Raw genomic sequence first — 16,878 nt, forward strand, 5'->3', positions numbered from 1 at the left:
TTAATGTTTTGTTGGAGATCATCACTTTTTGAATATCAGCGTTGGTCTTTGGCTTTTTCTAACAAATTATGAAAATAGTGCCGTAACGAATACAGCATGATCAAACTTGGTATCACCATTAAAGCGGTAATGATGAAGAACAGAGGCCAGTTATTTAAGTAGTCCACTAACTCACCACTGAAGGAGGCTAGAGTTGTACGTCCAAAGTTACCTAAAGAGGCGAGTAATGCATATTGAGTCGCTGAAAACGCTTGGCCGGTCAGCACGGTTAAGAAAGAGACAAATGCGACGGTTGAAAATGCAGTGGTGAAGTTATCAACCAATACTGTGGCGAGAAATAAATGCTCGTTTGGTCCCACAGATGCCATCCACGCAAACATTAAATTACTGCTTGCCATCGCAACACCGCCAATCATTAATCCTTTTACGATGCCAAATCTAACGTTGAACATGCTGCCAATAAAAGTGAACAACATGGTGGCGCCCCAACCAATTAGCTTTGAATAGTCTCCTATTTGTTCATTACTGAAGCCGACTTCTTTATAAAAGACAATCGACATGCGGCCAAGAAATGCTTCACCAATTTTGAATAGAAAAACAAACAGTAAAAGAGTCAGCGCGACTTGGGCACCATTACGACGAAAGAAATCAAGAAAAGGTTCAATTAGGGTTACCGATAACCAAGCGGTAATTTTCGATTTCACCACTTTAGTATGGCGTTGCTCTGCTTGATGTTGAAGCTCATCGCGTTGGGTAACGGGTTCACCAGTGAAAAGGGTAAACAGCATGAGTAAAACAATAACCACTGTCATACCATAGTAAATATGATTCCAACCTAAAGTGTCCGCATAGGCAAAAGCAAAGTAACCAGGCAGAGAGTAGCCAGTCCACCAGCCAATAACCGACATGGCAGAAGCTTGAGGAAGCTTACTATGGCTTTTTGAAAAGCTATCGATTCGAAAGGCATCAATGGCAATATCTTGAGTGGCCGATGCCGTTGAAATTGCCAGCGCAACAGCAGACATTAAAATGAGATTATGGACAGGGTTTAGTCCTGCGATATAAAAAGTGCAAATTAAAATGATCGCTTGGCATAAAAAGATCCAGCTACGACGTTGGCCTAGAAATGGATATAGAAAAGGTAACTTAACTCGATCAACTAAAGGTGCCCATAAAAAATTAATCGCATAAACGGCAAATACTGAACCAAAATAACCAATAGCAGTACGGGTTAGCCCTGCATCGGTTAACCATCCGGACATGCTTGAGCCAATTAAAACCCATGGGAAACCACTCGAGCAACCTAACATGAAAATCCATAATAGGCGCTTGTCTAAATAGGATTTAAAGGTTTCTTTCCATGTCATTGAAGCCATTTAATATTCCTTGGTGGGATATCAGATAAAACAATCGAGCCATCAAAATGATTTATGATGGCTCGATTGAAATCTATAGTGGATACGGGAGGGTTATTTCACTACTGTCATATTAGTGATTAGAATTGGAGTGACAGGAACATCTTGCATGCCGCGTTGTGAGCTAGTTGGTTTCTGTGCCATTTTTTGAACGACATCAAAGCCTTGAGTAACTTTACCAAAGACGGCATAACCTGGGTTACTACGAGCGTAATTTAAAAAATCATTATCGGTCAAGTTAACAAAAAACTGACGCGTCGCTGAATTTGGATTATTAGTACGAGCCATTGCAACGGTTGCCGTATTATTTTCTAGGCCATTGGAAGCTTCGTTACGAATTGGTGAGTATGATGATTTCTGGTTAAGGTCTTCATCAAAACCGCCACCTTGCGCCATAAAGCCTGGGATCACACGGTGAAACTGAGTGCCCACATAGCTACCATCATCGACATAACGTAAAAAGTTTTTAACCGAAATAGGCGCCATTTGCTGATTAAGATCAATAGTAAAGCTACCGACAGTGGTTTCAACTTTTACCAGAGGCGCGGCAATGCTTGATACGCTAAATAGCATTAAAAGAGAAAATACGATCTTTTTCATTAAAAGTTACCTTTCATATAATTAGTCAGTTCAGAATCTTTGGCAATATTGGCTAACACGTTACCTGACACACGGTTAATGACTTCTTCAACATCAGCAATGCTAGCGGTAAATGATCCTGTTTTGTTGCCTGTTCCTTGGTAGCTTTTTACAAATTTACCATTAGGTGTCTCTGCGGTAATTTGAATCACGACTTTTCCGCTAATAGCGAATTTCATTGATTTTTGATCGACTTTTGCAACGGCATCTACAATTTTGACATTCAATGTATTATTGCTGTTTTTGGTTTTTGCAAAGCCTTGAGAGTAAAACTGTTGATAAATCGCGCTAGTGTAAGCTTGACGGACATTTTGTTTAGCATGTAGTGGCTGAACTTGTTCTTGTCCATCCATTTTTATTTCAGCAATGTATTGCGCGGTACGGATATCTTGGCTGGTTAATGTAAAGGTTTTACCGCTAACGATTTGTTTAGCACTCAAGGTTGATGATGGCGTGAGATTGACTAAATCATTTTGAGATACGCTGGCACAAGCCGATAATAATATGCTTGCTGTAGCGATGAGTATGGTTTTCAATTTTTTAGCAGAGTACATTTTCATTATTACTATCCTTTATTTAGATCATTATTTTTAATGGCTTCAATGATCATGAATTTCGAATTTTCAGCCACAATAGAAACTTGAGAGTCGCCAAATAATCTTTCCAGTTTTATATGGTAATCAAGATGACGGTTACCTACGACCAATAATTTGCCATCATGGTTCAATGTATCTTTGGCATCACAAAACATTTGCCAAGCAATATGATCGGTAATCGCATTTTGTTGATGAAAAGGAGGGTTACAAATAACCAGAAAACTACTGTTTTGTTTCATACCGTCTAAGCAATTATTGGCTAATACTTGGATATTACGCTCAGCACCTAAATTCCGTTCGAGGTTTTTCTTAGCCGACGCCACCGCCATAAAACTCTCATCTATACAGGTGATTCGAGCTTGCGGATTGAGTTGTCCAGCCTTAATTGCCAAGATACCGTTACCACAGCCTAAATCGATAATATGACGTAGATCTTCTATTTGTGGTAAATGATTTAGCATGAAGCGCGCACCAAGATCTAGATTTTCACCTGAATATACATTGGCATAATTAGACAAGACTATCTCTTCACCATCCACTGGCCATTCACATTCTGCCGCCACAGGTAAAATGGATTCGCAGTTTGCATTTGAGAATACAAGCCGATGCTTTTTCCAAGCAAGAGAAGTGGTGGTGATACCGAGGTGCTTTTCAAATAAATCCAAAGTGGAGGTATGAATTTCTTTCGCTTTATTAACGCCGATAATGCGGCAGTCAGCAGGAATTGATGATCGAAGTTTTGATAGCTGCCATGTGAGTAAGCGATTGTTTTTTGGCAGCTGCATTAATACCAAATTAATATTACTTGGTATATCATCAAGGCAATTGAGGAACTGTATTTTACTGCATTGATTTCGTTGTAGATTTTTCAGTGTTGCTTTGTGAGATATAAACGAATCACTCATCATTGTGACGTTATGTTGTTCTGAAAACCAGCATGATAACGCGCCAAAACTATCATTCAAAATGAGAATATTTTGTCCAATAGGAAGGGAGGCTTCAGTCATATGATTGATGAGGTATTCATCGCCTGCATCCCAAGCTTGTAGTGTTTCATTTGCTCGTTTAGGGAAGCGATAAAGGTCAAGTTTACGATCGTGTAAAGTTAATAATGTTTTCATCTTCAATCTATAATAGTTAGCCGTAATGGGCTGCGTTATGTGGGTATAAACAGTATGATAACACGTTAGAGATAACGAATGCTTATCTCGATTATTGAATCATAATGAAAAATGACAATGCTGCTATTTAGGTCATTGGTGCTATTTAATCATAATAAAGCATCGATGAATCTGCGCATTAACGAGAAGAAGGAACAGATATGATCCAAGATATGATAGAGAAAAAACTGCAAGCTTCTTTTAGCCCTCAGTACCTTGAAGTACTGAATGAAAGCAATATGCATAATGTCCCACCAGGATCCGAAAGTCATTTTAAAGTCGTTATCGTAAGTGATGAGTTTGACGGCAAACGATTGATTATGCGTCATCGGGCTGTCAATACCGTACTTGCGGAAGAATTAAGCAACCATATACATGCTTTATCGATCCATACCTATACCAAAACCGAATGGGAAGTGCTAACTAGTGGGATTCCAGCATCTCCTAAATGTGCTGGTGGTGGGAAATAAAGAGGTATTTTTAGAATAAATGAAACGATATCAATATGCTGAAAAGTTTATCTGGCTATTATGTTGTTCATTGTTGGTAAGATAAGCGTAATGTTTGATTTATGTACACCGTTATATAGTTAAACAGTCCGTTTAGCCTTGATGTCCGGTTTGTTTTCGTTTTTTTGTCCCAACTTAAATCATTTATTATATTTGTGCAGCGCCTCAAAAATATGAATTTTAGCGCATTGTTTATGTCTGGTTTGAGTCAAAAAAGTGTAGGAATAATGTGAATCATCATGGCATGCCATTCTAAAAAAGTGTTAGAATATGACCCCTGTGGGTTTGTTTATCTCAAAAACTTATCCAAAAGGCCTCAAGTAGACCTTTCTATGCGGATGTTGCGATTCTGATCACATAGAGTCAGAACTGGACACAATAAAATAAAATGTCGTGTCTCAAGTCGCACAATACAAAGAATCCTATTTCCTAAAATAAAGTAGTGCAACTGCGTATGATTACAATAAAAAAGGGTATGGACCTTCCAATTTCTGGAACTCCAGCCCAAGTGATTAGTGATGGTCCTACCATCAAAACTGTCGCCTTGCTCGGCGAAGAGTACGTAGGCATGCGTCCAACAATGCATGCTCGCGTAGATGATGAAGTGAAAAAAGGCCAAGTTCTTTTTGTTGATAAAAAGAATCCTGGTGTTCAGTACACTTCACCTGCAAGCGGTAAAGTTATCGAAGTCAATCGTGGTGCAAAGCGTGTGCTTCAATCTGTTGTGATTGAAGTGTCAGGTGATGACCAAGTGACTTTCGAAAGCTTCCCTATCGATCAACTAGCAAAACTTGACCGTAAGGTTATTGTGTCGCAATTAGTTGAGTCTGGTATGTGGACTGCTCTGCGAACTCGTCCGTTCAGCAAGGTTCCTCTCATTGAATCCAACACTCAGGCAATTTTCGTCACGGCAATGGATACGAGTCCATTGGCTGCGGATGCTGCGGTGATAATTAATGAACAACCAGAAGCATTTAAAGCAGGCCTAGATATACTTTCTGTTTTAACTGAAGGTAAAGTTTATGTCTGTAAAGGCAATCAAACCTTGTCAAACTCTTCTCAATCAAATGTTGAAGAGCATGAGTTCTCTGGTGTGCACCCTGCTGGCTTAGTGGGAACGCATATGCATTATTTATACCCAGTCAGCCTAACTAACGTTGCATGGAGTCTAAATTATCAGGATGTTATTGCATTCGGTAAGTTATTCCTAACGGGGGAGATTAATACTGATCGTGTTATTTCTCTTGCGGGACCTGCAACTAAAAATCCTCGCCTTATCCGTACTCAAATTGGTGCAAGTCTAGATGATGTTATTGAAGGCGAAGTATTGCCGGGTGAAGTTCGTGTTATTTCAGGTTCTGTATTGTCTGGTACTCAGGCTTCAGGTCCGCACGCGTATTTAGGTCGTTATCACATGCAAGTTTCGGTTTTGCATGAAGGCCGTGAAAAAGAGTTCTTGGGCTGGGCAATGCCAGGCAAAGATAAGTTTTCAATTACTCGTTCATTCTTAAGTCACTTATTTCCAAGTCGAGTCTTCAATATGACGACAACGACTAACGGTAGTGACCGTTCAATGGTACCAATCGGTAACTATGAGCGTGTTATGCCTTTGGATATCGAACCAACATTGTTGCTTCGTGACTTATGTGCAGGTGATTCTGATAGTGCACAACGCCTAGGTGTGTTGGAGCTTGCAGAAGAAGATTTGGCATTGTGTACCTTTGTATGTCCAGGCAAATATGAATATGGCGAATTACTTCGCGATTGCCTAGATAAGATCGAGAAGGAAGGGTAATTCATGGGCCTTAAGAAATTTATTGAAGATATTGAACCGCATTTTGAACCAGGCGGTAAACATGAGCGTTGGTTTGCTTTGTATGAAGCAGCTGCAACTTTAGCTTATACGCCAGGTACAGTAACAAAACGCAGTTCTCATGTTCGTGATAGTGTTGATTTGAAGCGCATCATGATCATGGTATGGCTTGCTGTTTTTCCTGCCATGTTCTGGGGGATGTACAACACAGGTCATCAAGCTATTGATGCTTTGAATCACATGTATTCAGGTGAGCAATTTGCTTCTATTGTTGCGGGTGATTGGCATTATTGGTTTACTGAAATGCTGGGTGGCACATTAGGTGCAGAAGCGGGTTGGGGTAGCATGATGATGCTAGGCGCGACTTACTTCTTACCTATTTACGCGACAGTATTCCTTGTAGGCGGCTTCTGGGAAGTCTTGTTCTGTATGGTACGTAAGCATGAAGTGAATGAAGGTTTCTTTGTTACTTCTATTTTGTTTGCGTTAATTGTTCCACCAACGCTTCCTCTTTGGCAGGCCGCTTTAGGTATTACCTTTGGTGTTGTTGTTGCTAAAGAAATTTTTGGTGGTACAGGTCGCAACTTCTTAAACCCTGCTCTTGCTGGTCGTGCATTCCTATTCTTTGCTTATCCTGCACAAATTTCAGGTGATGTAGTCTGGACTGCGGCTGATGGTTTTTCAGGCGCAACTGCTTTAAGTCAATGGGCTCAAGGCGGTCATGGTGCGTTAGTTAATACGGTAAGTGGTCAGTCTATTACTTGGATGGATGCCTTTATTGGAAATCTTCCAGGCTCTATTGGTGAAGTATCTACTTTGGCGTTGATCCTTGGCGGCTTGATGATCGTTTATATGCGTATCGCATCATGGCGTATCATTGCTGGTGTATTGATCGGAATGGCAGCAGTAGCCACAATATTTAATGTTATTGGCTCATCGACTAATCCAATGTTTGCAATGCCTTGGTATTGGCACCTTGTCTTAGGTGGTTTTGCTTTCGGTATGATTTTCATGGCAACCGATCCTGTCTCGGCCTCATTTACCAATAAAGGTAAGTGGTGGTACGGTATTTTGATTGGCGTAATGTGTGTGTTAATTCGAGTGGTCAACCCTGCTTACCCTGAAGGGATGATGTTGGCAATTCTATTTGCAAACTTATTCGCACCATTGTTTGATTACTTTGTCGTTGAGAAAAACGTCAAAAGGAGATTAGCTCGCTATGGCAAATAGTAACGATAGCATTAAAAGAACTCTGATTATTGTTATTGCATTGAGCTTAGTGTGTTCAATCGTAGTATCAACAGCAGCGGTCGTGTTAAAACCAAAACAAGTCGCAAATGCTAAACTGGATGTGCAAAGTAATATCGTTGCTGTTGCTGGCTTTAAAGCTAAAGACGCGAATGATATACAAGCTATTTACAGTCAACACATTGAACCACGTTTAATCGATTTTAATACTGGTGAGTTTGTTGAAGGTGATGCAACTAAATTTGATGAGCGCGCTGCAGCTAAAAATGTAGATGAATCTATCAAATTAACGCCAGCACAAGATAAGGCAAACATTATTCGTCGTGCGAATCATGGCATTGTTTATCTTGTGAAAAACGACGATAAAGTGACGGAAGTTATTTTACCGATGAACGGCACTGGTTTGTGGTCGATGATGTACGCTTTTGTCGCGGTTGATACTGATGGTAATACTGTGAAAGGTATTACTTACTACCAACAAGGTGAAACTCCTGGGCTTGGTGGTGAGGTTGAGAACCCTAAATGGCGAGATCAATTTATTGGCAAGAAATTGTTTGATGACAATAATAAGCCTGCCATTAAAGTTATTAAAGGTGGCGCGCCACAAGGTTCAGAACATGGTGTTGATGCGCTTTCTGGTGCAACATTAACCAGTAATGGCGTTCAACATACTTTTGATTTCTGGTTAGGCGATATGGGTTATGGTCCATTCCTTGCAAAAGTACAAGCGGGAGAACTTAACTAATGGCGAGTATTAAAGAATTTAGAAAAGTCGTTATTGCTCCGATTATTGATAATAACCCGATTGCACTTCAAGTGCTGGGTGTGTGTTCAGCGTTAGCAGTAACAACGAAATTAGAAACCGCATTCGTTATGACGATTGCAGTAATGCTAGTAACAGCATTCTCTAACTTCTTTGTGTCCCTGATGCGTAATCATATTCCAAACAGTGTGCGTATTATTGTCCAAATGGCCATTATTGCATCTTTGGTAATCGTGGTTGATCAGGTTCTACGGGCTTACTTTTACGATATTTCAAAACAGCTATCTGTTTTTGTTGGGTTGATTATTACCAACTGTATCGTAATGGGACGTGCTGAAGCGTTTGCAATGAAGTCACCTCCAATTCCTTCTTTTGTTGATGGTATTGTTAATGGCTTGGGTTACGGTTTTGTCTTGATCGTGGTTGGCTTTTTCCGCGAATTACTTGGTTCAGGAAGAATATTTGGTATGGAAGTATTGCCATTAATTAAAGATGGTGGCTGGTATCAACCTAATGGTTTGATGTTACTTGCACCTTCGGCATTCTTCTTGATTGGTTTCTTGATTTGGGTTATCCGAACTGTGAAACCTGAACAAATTGAAGCGAAGGAGTAGTTGTCGTGGAACATTATATTAGCTTACTAGTTCGCTCTATTTTTATTGAGAACATGGCACTGTCTTTCTTCTTAGGCATGTGTACGTTCTTAGCTGTATCAAAAAAAGTTAAGACGTCTATTGGTCTTGGTGTAGCGGTTGTTGTGGTTCTAACGTTATCGGTACCGTTGAATAACCTTGTTTATACTTATGTACTTAAAGATGGCGCATTAATTGAAGGCGTTGATCTTAGCTTCCTTAATTTCATTACTTTTATCGGTGTGATCGCGGCGTTAGTACAAATTTTGGAAATGGTGCTTGATCGCTTTTTCCCACCTTTGTACAACGCATTAGGTATCTTCTTACCGTTAATTACTGTGAACTGCGCTATTTTTGGTGGTGTATCTTTCATGGTTCAGCGTGATTACAACTTTACTGAATCTATCGTATATGGTTTCGGTTCTGGTTTAGGTTGGATGCTGGCAATTGTTGCTTTGGCTGGTATTCGTGAAAAAATGAAATATTCAGATGTACCACCAGGACTTCGTGGTTTAGGTATCACCTTTATCACGGCTGGTTTAATGGCGCTAGGCTTTATGTCTTTCTCTGGTATTCAACTGTAGGGTAAGCACCCAATAAATAAGGAAAATAGTCAATGGACATTATTCTTCTTGGTGTCGGATTGTTTACTCTGATTGTTCTAGTTTTAGTTTTAGTGATTTTGTTTGCTAAATCGAAATTAGTACCAACAGGTGACATTACGATTTCCATTAATGGCGATCCAACGAAAAGTATAATTACTTCTCCTGGTGATAAGTTACTAAGCGCAATGTCGAGTAAAGGCATCTTTGTATCGTCTGCGTGTGGTGGTGGTGGTTCATGTGGGCAATGCCGCGTGAAAATTAAATCTGGTGGTGGTGATATTCTACCAACAGAGCTAGATCACATCAGCAAAGGTGAAGCTCGTGATGGTGAACGTTTAGCCTGTCAAGTGGCAGTGAAAAACGACATGGAAATCGAACTTCCTGAAGAAATTTTCGGTGTTAAAAAGTGGGAATGTGAAGTTCTTTCTAATAATAACGAAGCAACCTTTATCAAAGAATTAGTACTTCATATTCCTGATGGAGAGGAAGTACCGTTCCGAGCTGGTGGTTATATTCAGATTGAAGCTGAACCGCATCATATTAAATACTCTGACTTCGATATTCCGGAAGAGTATCGTGGCGATTGGGATAAGTTTAACTTGTTCCGTTATGAGTCAGTGGTTAAAGAGCATTCTATCCGTGCATACTCTATGGCGTCATACCCAGAAGAGCGTGGCTTGATTAAGCTTAATGTACGTATTGCGACGCCACCACCAAATAATCCAGACGTAACACCTGGTATTATGTCTTCTTATATTTGGTCACTGAAACCAGGCGATAAATGTACCATTTCAGGTCCATTTGGTGAGTTCTTCGCTAAAGATACTGATGCAGAAATGGTCTTCATCGGTGGCGGTGCAGGTATGGCACCTATGCGTTCTCATATCTTCGATCAGCTATTGCGTTTGCAATCGAATCGTAAGATGTCTTACTGGTATGGTGCACGTTCTAAGCGTGAAATGTTCTACATTGAAGATTTTGATAAGCTAGCTGCTGAGAATGATAACTTCGTATGGCATTGTGCTCTGTCTGATCCGATGGCTGAAGATAATTGGGATGGCTACACTGGTTTCATCCACAATGTACTTTATGAAAACTACTTGAAAGATCATGAAGCGCCTGAAGACTGTGAGTATTACATGTGTGGTCCGCCAATGATGAATGCTGCCGTTATCGGTATGTTGAAAGATTTGGGCGTAGAAGACGAAAACATTCTATTAGATGACTTCGGTGGCTAATTTTAGCTAACTGATTGATAATAATGGCTGACTTAATTAAGTCAGCCATTATTTTTTGAAATTGAAATAATGAGAAATAACGTTTTTACTGAATGGGTTTAATGGTTATTTCTGATTTTTATCACACTAAGGAGTAAGCAAATGAAATTAAGTGTTATTCACCTTGCTAATCGAGCGAAATACTCGCTTGCACTGGTTTTGTCGATATTTGTCTTAGTTGGCTGTTCTAAGCCATCTCAGCAAATGCATATCTCAGGTCCAACAATGGGGACTGGATACAATGTTAAGTACCTAACTGACAGTAATTCTCCAGCTCCTGAAGATATTCAAAAAGAAGTCGATAAAGTACTGGAAAAAGTGAATGATGAAATGTCGACTTATCGACCAGATTCAGAGTTAAGTCGTTTTAACCAGCATCGTAGTAGTGAACCTTTTATCGTGTCTGAAGATACCGCGACCGTTGTCCGCGAAGCTTTACGCATCAATAAGATAACGGAAGGGGCGATGGATGTGACAGTTGGCCCAATTGTTAACTTGTGGGGGTTTGGTCCTGAAGATCGACCTGATCACACACCAACTGCAGAAAAACTTGAGCAGCGTCGTGCGATTACTGGTATTCAACATTTATCTGAAATGGGAAATGCTTTAATTAAAGATATTCCTGAGCTGTATGTTGATTTATCAAGTATTGCTAAAGGTCGTGGCACGGATGAAGTAGCGAATTATTTAGAATCCATTGGTATACTGAATTATATGGTTGAAGTGGGTGGAGAAATTCGTGTTAAAGGACATAATCGTGAGGGTGTTGCGTGGCGTATCGCCGTTGAGAAACCTGTATCTAATGAGCGTTCAGTCGAAAATATTATTGAGCCTGGTGATATGGCGATAGCAACTTCAGGTGATTATCGTAATTACTTTGAAGAAAATAGTGTCCGTTATTCTCATATTATTAACCCTAAAACAGGCAAACCAATTAATAATAAGGTTGTGTCAGTCACGGTATTAGATGCATCATGTATGACAGCAGATGGCCTCTCAACAGGATTGATGGTGTTGGGTGAAGCGGAAGGGATCCGTATTGCGAATAAAGAAAATATTCCAGTGTTGTATATTGTTAAAACCGACGACGGCTTTAAAGAATATGCATCAGAAGCATTTAAGCCTTATCTGAACGATAAGCAGTAACAAATGAGGGTTTTATTATGACAACGTATTTGATCACTTTTTTAATGTTTTTATTAGTAATTACCGCGATGTCTGTCGGCTATATCTTTCAGAAGAAAGTAGTTAAAGGCAGTTGTGGTGGTTTAGGTTCGGTTGGTGTCGATAAGGTTTGTAACTGCCCAGAGCCTTGTGATGCTCGCAAAAAACGTGAAGCTAAAGCCGCCATTCGAGCGCAAAAACTAGCAGAGTGGGAAAGTAATCGTATTCAATAATCTTGATCGTTGCTCTGACTCTGTGCCATCACTATGGCCCTTACTTTTAATAGAATAAGGGCTTTTTTGTGTGTCCCTTATTCTATTTCATAGATTTATTAGGTTTTATTGCTTAACTCAGCTATTATTGATGCTGTTTATTTGTACAGTATTTGTGTGGTGCTGTTTATGGATGCTAGGAAAATTATTCATATCGATATGGATTGCTTTTATGCTGCGGTCGAAATGCGAGATTTCCCGCAATATAAAGAGGTTGCTTTAGCGGTAGGTGGTAATGAAAAGCAGCGTGGAGTGATTAGCACTTGTAATTATAAAGCGAGAGAATATGGCGTACGTTCTGCTATGCCGACGGTAAAAGCGTTTCAACTTTGTCCTAATCTTGTTTTAGTTCCTGGCAGAATGTCTGTATACCAAGCCGTTTCAAAGCAAATTCGTGCTATTTTTGAGCGTTATACACATTTAATCGAGCCTTTATCTTTAGATGAAGCTTACTTAGATGTCAGTCATTGCTCAATGTATCACGGTTCAGCAACCTTAATCGCAGAGGCTATACGGCAGGATATTGAACGAGAGCTCAATTTAACGGCTTCAGCAGGGGTTGCGCCATTAAAGTTTTTAGCCAAAATAGCCTCTGATCTTAATAAGCCTAATGGTGTCGCCGTCATCCCTCCAAATAAAGTCCAATCAACAATCGATGAGTTGCCATTAGAAAAGATTCCAGGTGTTGGGAAGGTGAGTATCGCTAAATTACATCGGGCCAATTTATATACTTGCCTTGATGTGAAGCAAGCTAATTATAGCGATTTGTTACGCCAATTTGGACGAATGGGGGCCTCTTTGTGGCAGCGCAGCCATGCTATTGATAAGAGAGAGGTGGTGATTGAGCGGCAAAGAAAGTCGGTCGGTGTTGAGCGAACTTTTAGCGTTAATATCCAGTCATATACACAATGTTGGCAGGTGATTGAAGATAAGTTATACCCTGAACTCGAAAAGCGCTTATTAAAAGTGAGTCCGGATAAGCAAATATTGAAGCAAGGTATAAAGATGAAGTTTGCAGACTTTCAACAAACCACAATTGAACATAATTATAAGCTATTAAACTTGGGTGATTTTAAATCGTTATTAGAGGATATTTTAAAACGTAGCGATGGCCGGGAAATCCGTCTACTCGGTTTGAATGTGATGCTAAAGCCTGATGAATTGAATCAGCAGTTATGTTTATTGTAGAGGGAAATTCGATAGTCCCTAGCGGCTAACAATGCAAATGAGCTTGATAATATAGAACAAGCTAAGCAATGCAATGCCTCCGAACTACTAGGGACTCAGTTTATATTTTATGCTTTTTCTGGGATGTTTTCTAAAATGGCAATCATCTGTTCCCAATAAAGCGCTACACTCGCGATCTCTACTTTCTCATCAGGTGAGTGTGGAAATTTAATCGTAGGACCAAATGAAATCATATCCATCTCTGGGTAGGGTTTTTTAAATAAACCGCACTCTAAGCCGGCATGAATAACCATGATGTTTGGTTTTCGCCCGTAGATCCCTTCATAAACATCACGGAATATATGCATGATTTCAGAGTCTGCGTCTGGTTTCCAGCCCGGATAAGTACCATCGAGTTTTAATGTTGCGCCAGCCAGTTGTGCGAGTGAGCCTAGCATGCTTTCAACCATCTCACGACCCGAATCAATAAGTGAGCGAACCAAGCATAAAATAGTGATCTTATTTTCTTCTGTGGTGATAACGCCAACATTTAGAGAGGTTTCAACAACACCTTCGATATTGTCATCCATCCGGATCACACCATTTGGACAAGCATTTAAACTTGCAATAAAGCGATTTTGATCTTGCTGGTTTAATGGTGCTAACGGACTTGAGTCATTGGTTAGTTGAGATTGAAGCGTGGTTTCAACCTTGCCTAATTCTTGTTTGACAGTTTGTGTATATTTCTCAAAAACTGACGCTAATTCAACTTTGTTTTTTGCAGGTAATGCAACAATCACAGATGCTTCACGTGGAATGGCATTTCGTAAGCTACCACCTTGGAACTCAATGACTTCAAGCCCCAGTATTTCAGCCGATTCAGCAAGAAAGCGACCAAGGATTTTATTAGCATTACCACGACCAGTATGGATATCACAACCAGAGTGACCTCCTTTAAGACCTTTTATTGATAGTTTCTGTTGTATAGCATCACTTTTAATGGCCGTGCGCTTAACATCAAAGATTAACGAAGCATTCACGCCGCCAGCGCAGCCCATGTAGATCTCGCCTTCTTGCTCTGAATCGGTATTAAGCAAAATATCAGCGCTAAGCCAGTTTTTTTCTAAACCAAAAGCGCCAGTCATTCCCGCTTCTTCATCGATAGTGAGTAATACTTCTAGTGGTCCATGCTTTATATCATTTGATGCCAATACGGCTAAGCAAGATGCCATGCCCATGCCATTATCAGCACCTAGAGTGGTTCCTTTAGCCGTTACCCATTCTCCATCAATATAAGGTTGAATAGGATCAAGTGCAAAATCATGATCCGTTTCTTCATTTTTTTGAGGGACCATATCGATGTGGGCTTGTAGGGCAACGGATTTTTTGTTCTCCATACCTATTGTTGCTGGTTTTTTTATGAATACGTTACCAGTTTGATCGCGACGTACTTCTAAGTTTTGTTCTTGTGCCCACGATATGATGTATTGAGCTAATGCTTCTTCATGTTTAGATGGATGGGGAAAAGAACAGATTTTGTCAAAAAATTGCCAAACAGGCTGTGGGGATAATTGGCTTATTTCAGAATGAGGTTTAGACACAAATAACTCCTAATGCAGTAAAAGCAGTGGAAATGAACGGGATGAATTCGAATATTCTAGAATAATGCACTTTGAATGAGAGGATGTACAGAGGTGTTAGTCTTGCTAAATACTATTTTCTATGAGGGATAAGAGCTACCCAAATGAAAAATTATAACCGGTAGGGATTTAAATTACGAAATAATGTGATTAAAGTCTAAAATATCTATGATCTAAATTTAAATTTATGCTGTAGTTGTAATTAAATAACTCATCTGGTATATTTACACAACTTTTTTGATGTTAGTAGCTCGTGCGGCTAATGATTGATGAGTATAAAGTGAGTTGGTGCTTCAATCTTGAAATATATTGTTCGATCTGAACAGTATTTCAATAAACGTAATACTCACTTTAACTGTGTACTAAATACCCCTTATGATTAGGAATTACTTTAGCCGTTTGGCTTTGTTAAATTCTCCTGCCACCTGCCTTAGGTGGTATTTTTTTATCTGTTAATAAATCCCTCAATAAATTCAGATACAGTTTGCTTTGTTCCCTTTTTTTTGGAAAAATACGCATCATTTTTACAATCGATTGCGCAATCGATTGGAGTCGACGGATCGTTCACTTTTTAGGAATAAAAACATGTTAGAAAAGTACTTTAAGCTATCTGAATATGGTACCAACGTTAAAACCGAGATTTTGGCAGGGATGACTACCTTTTTGACGATGGCTTATATCATTTTCGTCAATCCTGCTATTTTATCAAGTACTGGTATGGACCATGGCTCTGTCTTTGTAGCGACTTGTCTTGCCGCTGCAATTGGTTGTTTCATCATGGGACTTTATGCTAATTATCCCATTGCCCAAGCTCCGGGTATGGGATTGAATGCTTTCTTTACTTATACCGTTGTATTAGGCATGGGGCACACATGGCAAATGGCATTAGCCGCAGTATTTTGTTCTGGTGTGTTATTTATTCTCTTAAGCTTATTTAAAATCCGTGAATTGATTATTAATTCGATTCCAGTCTCTCTACGTTTAGGTATTTCTGCAGGTATTGGTTTATTCCTAGCATTAATTGCTTTGAAGAATGCTGGCATTGTCGTGGGCAATCAAGCGACTTTAGTTGGGGTGGGTGATTTAACCTCTATCCCAGCGATGCTTGGTGCACTAGGTTTTGTATTGACTATTGTGCTTGTTCAGCGTGGTTATCGTGCAGCGGTTATGATTGCTATTTTGGCTACTACGGCCTTAGGTATTCTTGTCGGTAATGTTGAATATCACGGCATTGTTTCTATGCCGCCAAGTATTGAACCTACTCTCTTAGAGTTGGATTTTTCTACGATTACCGATGTTGGTATGATCTCAGTTATTTTTGCTTTCTTATTTGTTGATCTATTCGATACGGCTGGCACTCTTGTTGGTGTAGCCAATAAGGCCGGCTTCATTGGTAAAGATGGTAAGATCCCTCGTTTAAATAAAGCCTTACTTTCTGATTCAACCGCAACCGCGATTGGTGCTTTGTTAGGGACATCTAATACCACTTCGTTCGTTGAAAGTACTGCGGGTGTGGCCGTTGGTGGACGTACAGGTTTAACTGCGGTTACCGTTGGCGTTTTATTCTTATTTGCATTATTCTTCTCGCCATTAGCTGGTATGATCCCTGCCTATGCAACGACTGGCGCATTGTTTTATGTTGCTATATTAATGATGTCAGGCTTAGTTAACATCCAATGGGATGACTTAAGTGAAGCAGCTCCAGTTGCGGTTGTCTGCTTATTAATGCCTTTAACATTTTCAATTGCAGAAGGCATTGCAATGGGTTTTGTGACTTATGCAGCGATTAAGCTATTAAGTGGTAAAGCACGAGAAGTGAATATGGGCGTGTGGATTCTAGCGGCTATTTTCTTATTGAAATTCATTCTTACTGGTGCGTAATCATTTTTGATACGGATTAGAACTATAAAACAAATGTACCAACCATTAAAAGCTATCATCGAAAAGGCGGTAGTTTTTAATTAACAGGGCATAAAAC

At 39.8% G+C, this 16,878-nt stretch carries 16 protein-coding genes; 11 read left to right on the forward strand and 5 right to left on the reverse strand.

The window, feature by feature from the left end:
- Positions 1-35: 35 nt before the first annotated feature.
- The 4 genes from FH976_RS04525 to FH976_RS04540 form a co-directional block, all read right to left on the reverse strand.
- Positions 36-1,376 (reverse strand): AmpG family muropeptide MFS transporter, encoded by a 1,341-nt coding sequence (locus FH976_RS04525; protein WP_194089728.1) that lies wholly within the window; start codon positions 1,374-1,376, stop codon positions 36-38.
- A 93-nt stretch (positions 1,377-1,469) separates the two neighbouring features.
- Entirely contained in the window at positions 1,470-2,015 is a 546-nt protein-coding gene (locus tag FH976_RS04530; protein ID WP_194089729.1) for a peptidylprolyl isomerase, read from the reverse strand.
- Positions 2,015-2,614, reverse strand: coding sequence for a YajG family lipoprotein (locus FH976_RS04535; protein WP_228767340.1), 600 nt, complete (start codon positions 2,612-2,614; stop codon positions 2,015-2,017). Before FH976_RS04535 ends, FH976_RS04530 begins: the two co-directional genes overlap by 1 nt.
- Before the next feature lie 5 nt (positions 2,615-2,619).
- The gene (locus FH976_RS04540; RefSeq protein WP_194089730.1) at positions 2,620-3,771 is read right to left on the reverse strand and encodes a methyltransferase; all 1,152 of its coding nucleotides are present in this window, start codon (positions 3,769-3,771) and stop codon (positions 2,620-2,622) included.
- A gap of 200 nt (positions 3,772-3,971) precedes the next feature.
- Here FH976_RS04540 and bolA point away from each other — a divergent pair, with 200 nt between their 5' ends.
- The 10 genes from bolA (at position 3,972) to dinB (ending at position 13,281) form a co-directional block, all read left to right on the forward strand.
- Positions 3,972-4,280, forward strand: a complete 309-nt coding sequence (bolA, locus tag FH976_RS04545) for a transcriptional regulator BolA (RefSeq protein ID WP_194089731.1) — start codon at positions 3,972-3,974, stop codon at positions 4,278-4,280.
- A gap of 493 nt (positions 4,281-4,773) precedes the next feature.
- Complete coding sequence (locus tag FH976_RS04550) at positions 4,774-6,114, forward strand: Na(+)-translocating NADH-quinone reductase subunit A (RefSeq protein ID WP_194089732.1); 1,341 nt, start codon at positions 4,774-4,776, stop codon at positions 6,112-6,114.
- A 3-nt stretch (positions 6,115-6,117) separates the two neighbouring features.
- Positions 6,118-7,362, forward strand: a complete 1,245-nt coding sequence (locus FH976_RS04555) for an NADH:ubiquinone reductase (Na(+)-transporting) subunit B (RefSeq protein ID WP_194089733.1) — start codon at positions 6,118-6,120, stop codon at positions 7,360-7,362.
- The gene (locus tag FH976_RS04560) at positions 7,352-8,125 is read left to right on the forward strand and encodes a Na(+)-translocating NADH-quinone reductase subunit C (protein WP_194089734.1); all 774 of its coding nucleotides are present in this window, start codon (positions 7,352-7,354) and stop codon (positions 8,123-8,125) included. Before FH976_RS04555 ends, FH976_RS04560 begins: the two co-directional genes overlap by 11 nt.
- Positions 8,125-8,757 (forward strand): NADH:ubiquinone reductase (Na(+)-transporting) subunit D, encoded by a 633-nt coding sequence (locus FH976_RS04565; protein WP_194089735.1) that lies wholly within the window; start codon positions 8,125-8,127, stop codon positions 8,755-8,757. The genes FH976_RS04560 and FH976_RS04565 overlap by 1 nt, the downstream gene beginning before the upstream one ends.
- Before the next feature lie 5 nt (positions 8,758-8,762).
- The gene (gene nqrE / locus FH976_RS04570) at positions 8,763-9,359 is read left to right on the forward strand and encodes an NADH:ubiquinone reductase (Na(+)-transporting) subunit E (RefSeq protein WP_194089736.1); all 597 of its coding nucleotides are present in this window, start codon (positions 8,763-8,765) and stop codon (positions 9,357-9,359) included.
- A gap of 32 nt (positions 9,360-9,391) precedes the next feature.
- Positions 9,392-10,618: an NADH:ubiquinone reductase (Na(+)-transporting) subunit F gene (gene nqrF, locus FH976_RS04575; RefSeq protein WP_194089737.1), complete on the forward strand. Its 1,227-nt coding sequence runs from the start codon at positions 9,392-9,394 to the stop codon at positions 10,616-10,618.
- A 141-nt stretch (positions 10,619-10,759) separates the two neighbouring features.
- Positions 10,760-11,803: an FAD:protein FMN transferase gene (locus FH976_RS04580; RefSeq protein ID WP_194089738.1), complete on the forward strand. Its 1,044-nt coding sequence runs from the start codon at positions 10,760-10,762 to the stop codon at positions 11,801-11,803.
- 17 nt (positions 11,804-11,820) lie between these two features.
- Positions 11,821-12,054: a (Na+)-NQR maturation NqrM gene (gene nqrM / locus FH976_RS04585; RefSeq protein WP_194089739.1), complete on the forward strand. Its 234-nt coding sequence runs from the start codon at positions 11,821-11,823 to the stop codon at positions 12,052-12,054.
- Positions 12,055-12,222: 168 nt separating this feature from the next.
- Positions 12,223-13,281 carry a DNA polymerase IV gene (dinB, locus tag FH976_RS04590; protein ID WP_194089768.1) on the forward strand — a complete coding sequence of 353 codons (1,059 nt, stop codon included), beginning with the start codon at positions 12,223-12,225 and terminating at the stop codon, positions 13,279-13,281.
- 107 nt (positions 13,282-13,388) lie between these two features.
- On the opposite strand, the gene FH976_RS04595 is transcribed toward dinB, so the two are convergent.
- A complete protein-coding gene (locus FH976_RS04595; protein WP_194089740.1) occupies positions 13,389-14,861 on the reverse strand; it encodes an aminoacyl-histidine dipeptidase in 1,473 nt (490 codons plus the stop codon).
- Positions 14,862-15,485: 624 nt separating this feature from the next.
- Between FH976_RS04595 and FH976_RS04600 the strand changes: the two genes are divergently transcribed.
- Positions 15,486-16,781, forward strand: coding sequence for an NCS2 family permease (locus FH976_RS04600; protein ID WP_194089741.1), 1,296 nt, complete (start codon positions 15,486-15,488; stop codon positions 16,779-16,781).
- Positions 16,782-16,878 lie beyond the last annotated feature (97 nt).

Source organism: Vibrio hibernica, from assembly GCF_015223435.1.
GTDB lineage: Bacteria > Pseudomonadota > Gammaproteobacteria > Enterobacterales > Vibrionaceae > Vibrio > Vibrio hibernica.

Coding starts and splice junctions, on each gene's coding strand:
- FH976_RS04525 (WP_194089728.1), bottom strand. CDS start 1,376: ATGGCTTCAATGACATGGAAAGAAACCTTTAAATCCTATTTAGACAAG.
- FH976_RS04530 (WP_194089729.1), bottom strand. CDS start 2,015: ATGAAAAAGATCGTATTTTCTCTTTTAATGCTATTTAGCGTATCAAGC.
- FH976_RS04535 (WP_228767340.1), bottom strand. CDS start 2,614: ATGAAAATGTACTCTGCTAAAAAATTGAAAACCATACTCATCGCTACA.
- FH976_RS04540 (WP_194089730.1), bottom strand. CDS start 3,771: ATGAAAACATTATTAACTTTACACGATCGTAAACTTGACCTTTATCGC.
- bolA (WP_194089731.1), top strand. CDS start 3,972: ATGATCCAAGATATGATAGAGAAAAAACTGCAAGCTTCTTTTAGCCCT.
- FH976_RS04550 (WP_194089732.1), top strand. CDS start 4,774: ATGATTACAATAAAAAAGGGTATGGACCTTCCAATTTCTGGAACTCCA.
- FH976_RS04555 (WP_194089733.1), top strand. CDS start 6,118: ATGGGCCTTAAGAAATTTATTGAAGATATTGAACCGCATTTTGAACCA.
- FH976_RS04560 (WP_194089734.1), top strand. CDS start 7,352: ATGGCAAATAGTAACGATAGCATTAAAAGAACTCTGATTATTGTTATT.
- FH976_RS04565 (WP_194089735.1), top strand. CDS start 8,125: ATGGCGAGTATTAAAGAATTTAGAAAAGTCGTTATTGCTCCGATTATT.
- nqrF (WP_194089737.1), top strand. CDS start 9,392: ATGGACATTATTCTTCTTGGTGTCGGATTGTTTACTCTGATTGTTCTA.
- FH976_RS04580 (WP_194089738.1), top strand. CDS start 10,760: ATGAAATTAAGTGTTATTCACCTTGCTAATCGAGCGAAATACTCGCTT.
- nqrM (WP_194089739.1), top strand. CDS start 11,821: ATGACAACGTATTTGATCACTTTTTTAATGTTTTTATTAGTAATTACC.
- dinB (WP_194089768.1), top strand. CDS start 12,223: ATGGATGCTAGGAAAATTATTCATATCGATATGGATTGCTTTTATGCT.
- FH976_RS04600 (WP_194089741.1), top strand. CDS start 15,486: ATGTTAGAAAAGTACTTTAAGCTATCTGAATATGGTACCAACGTTAAA.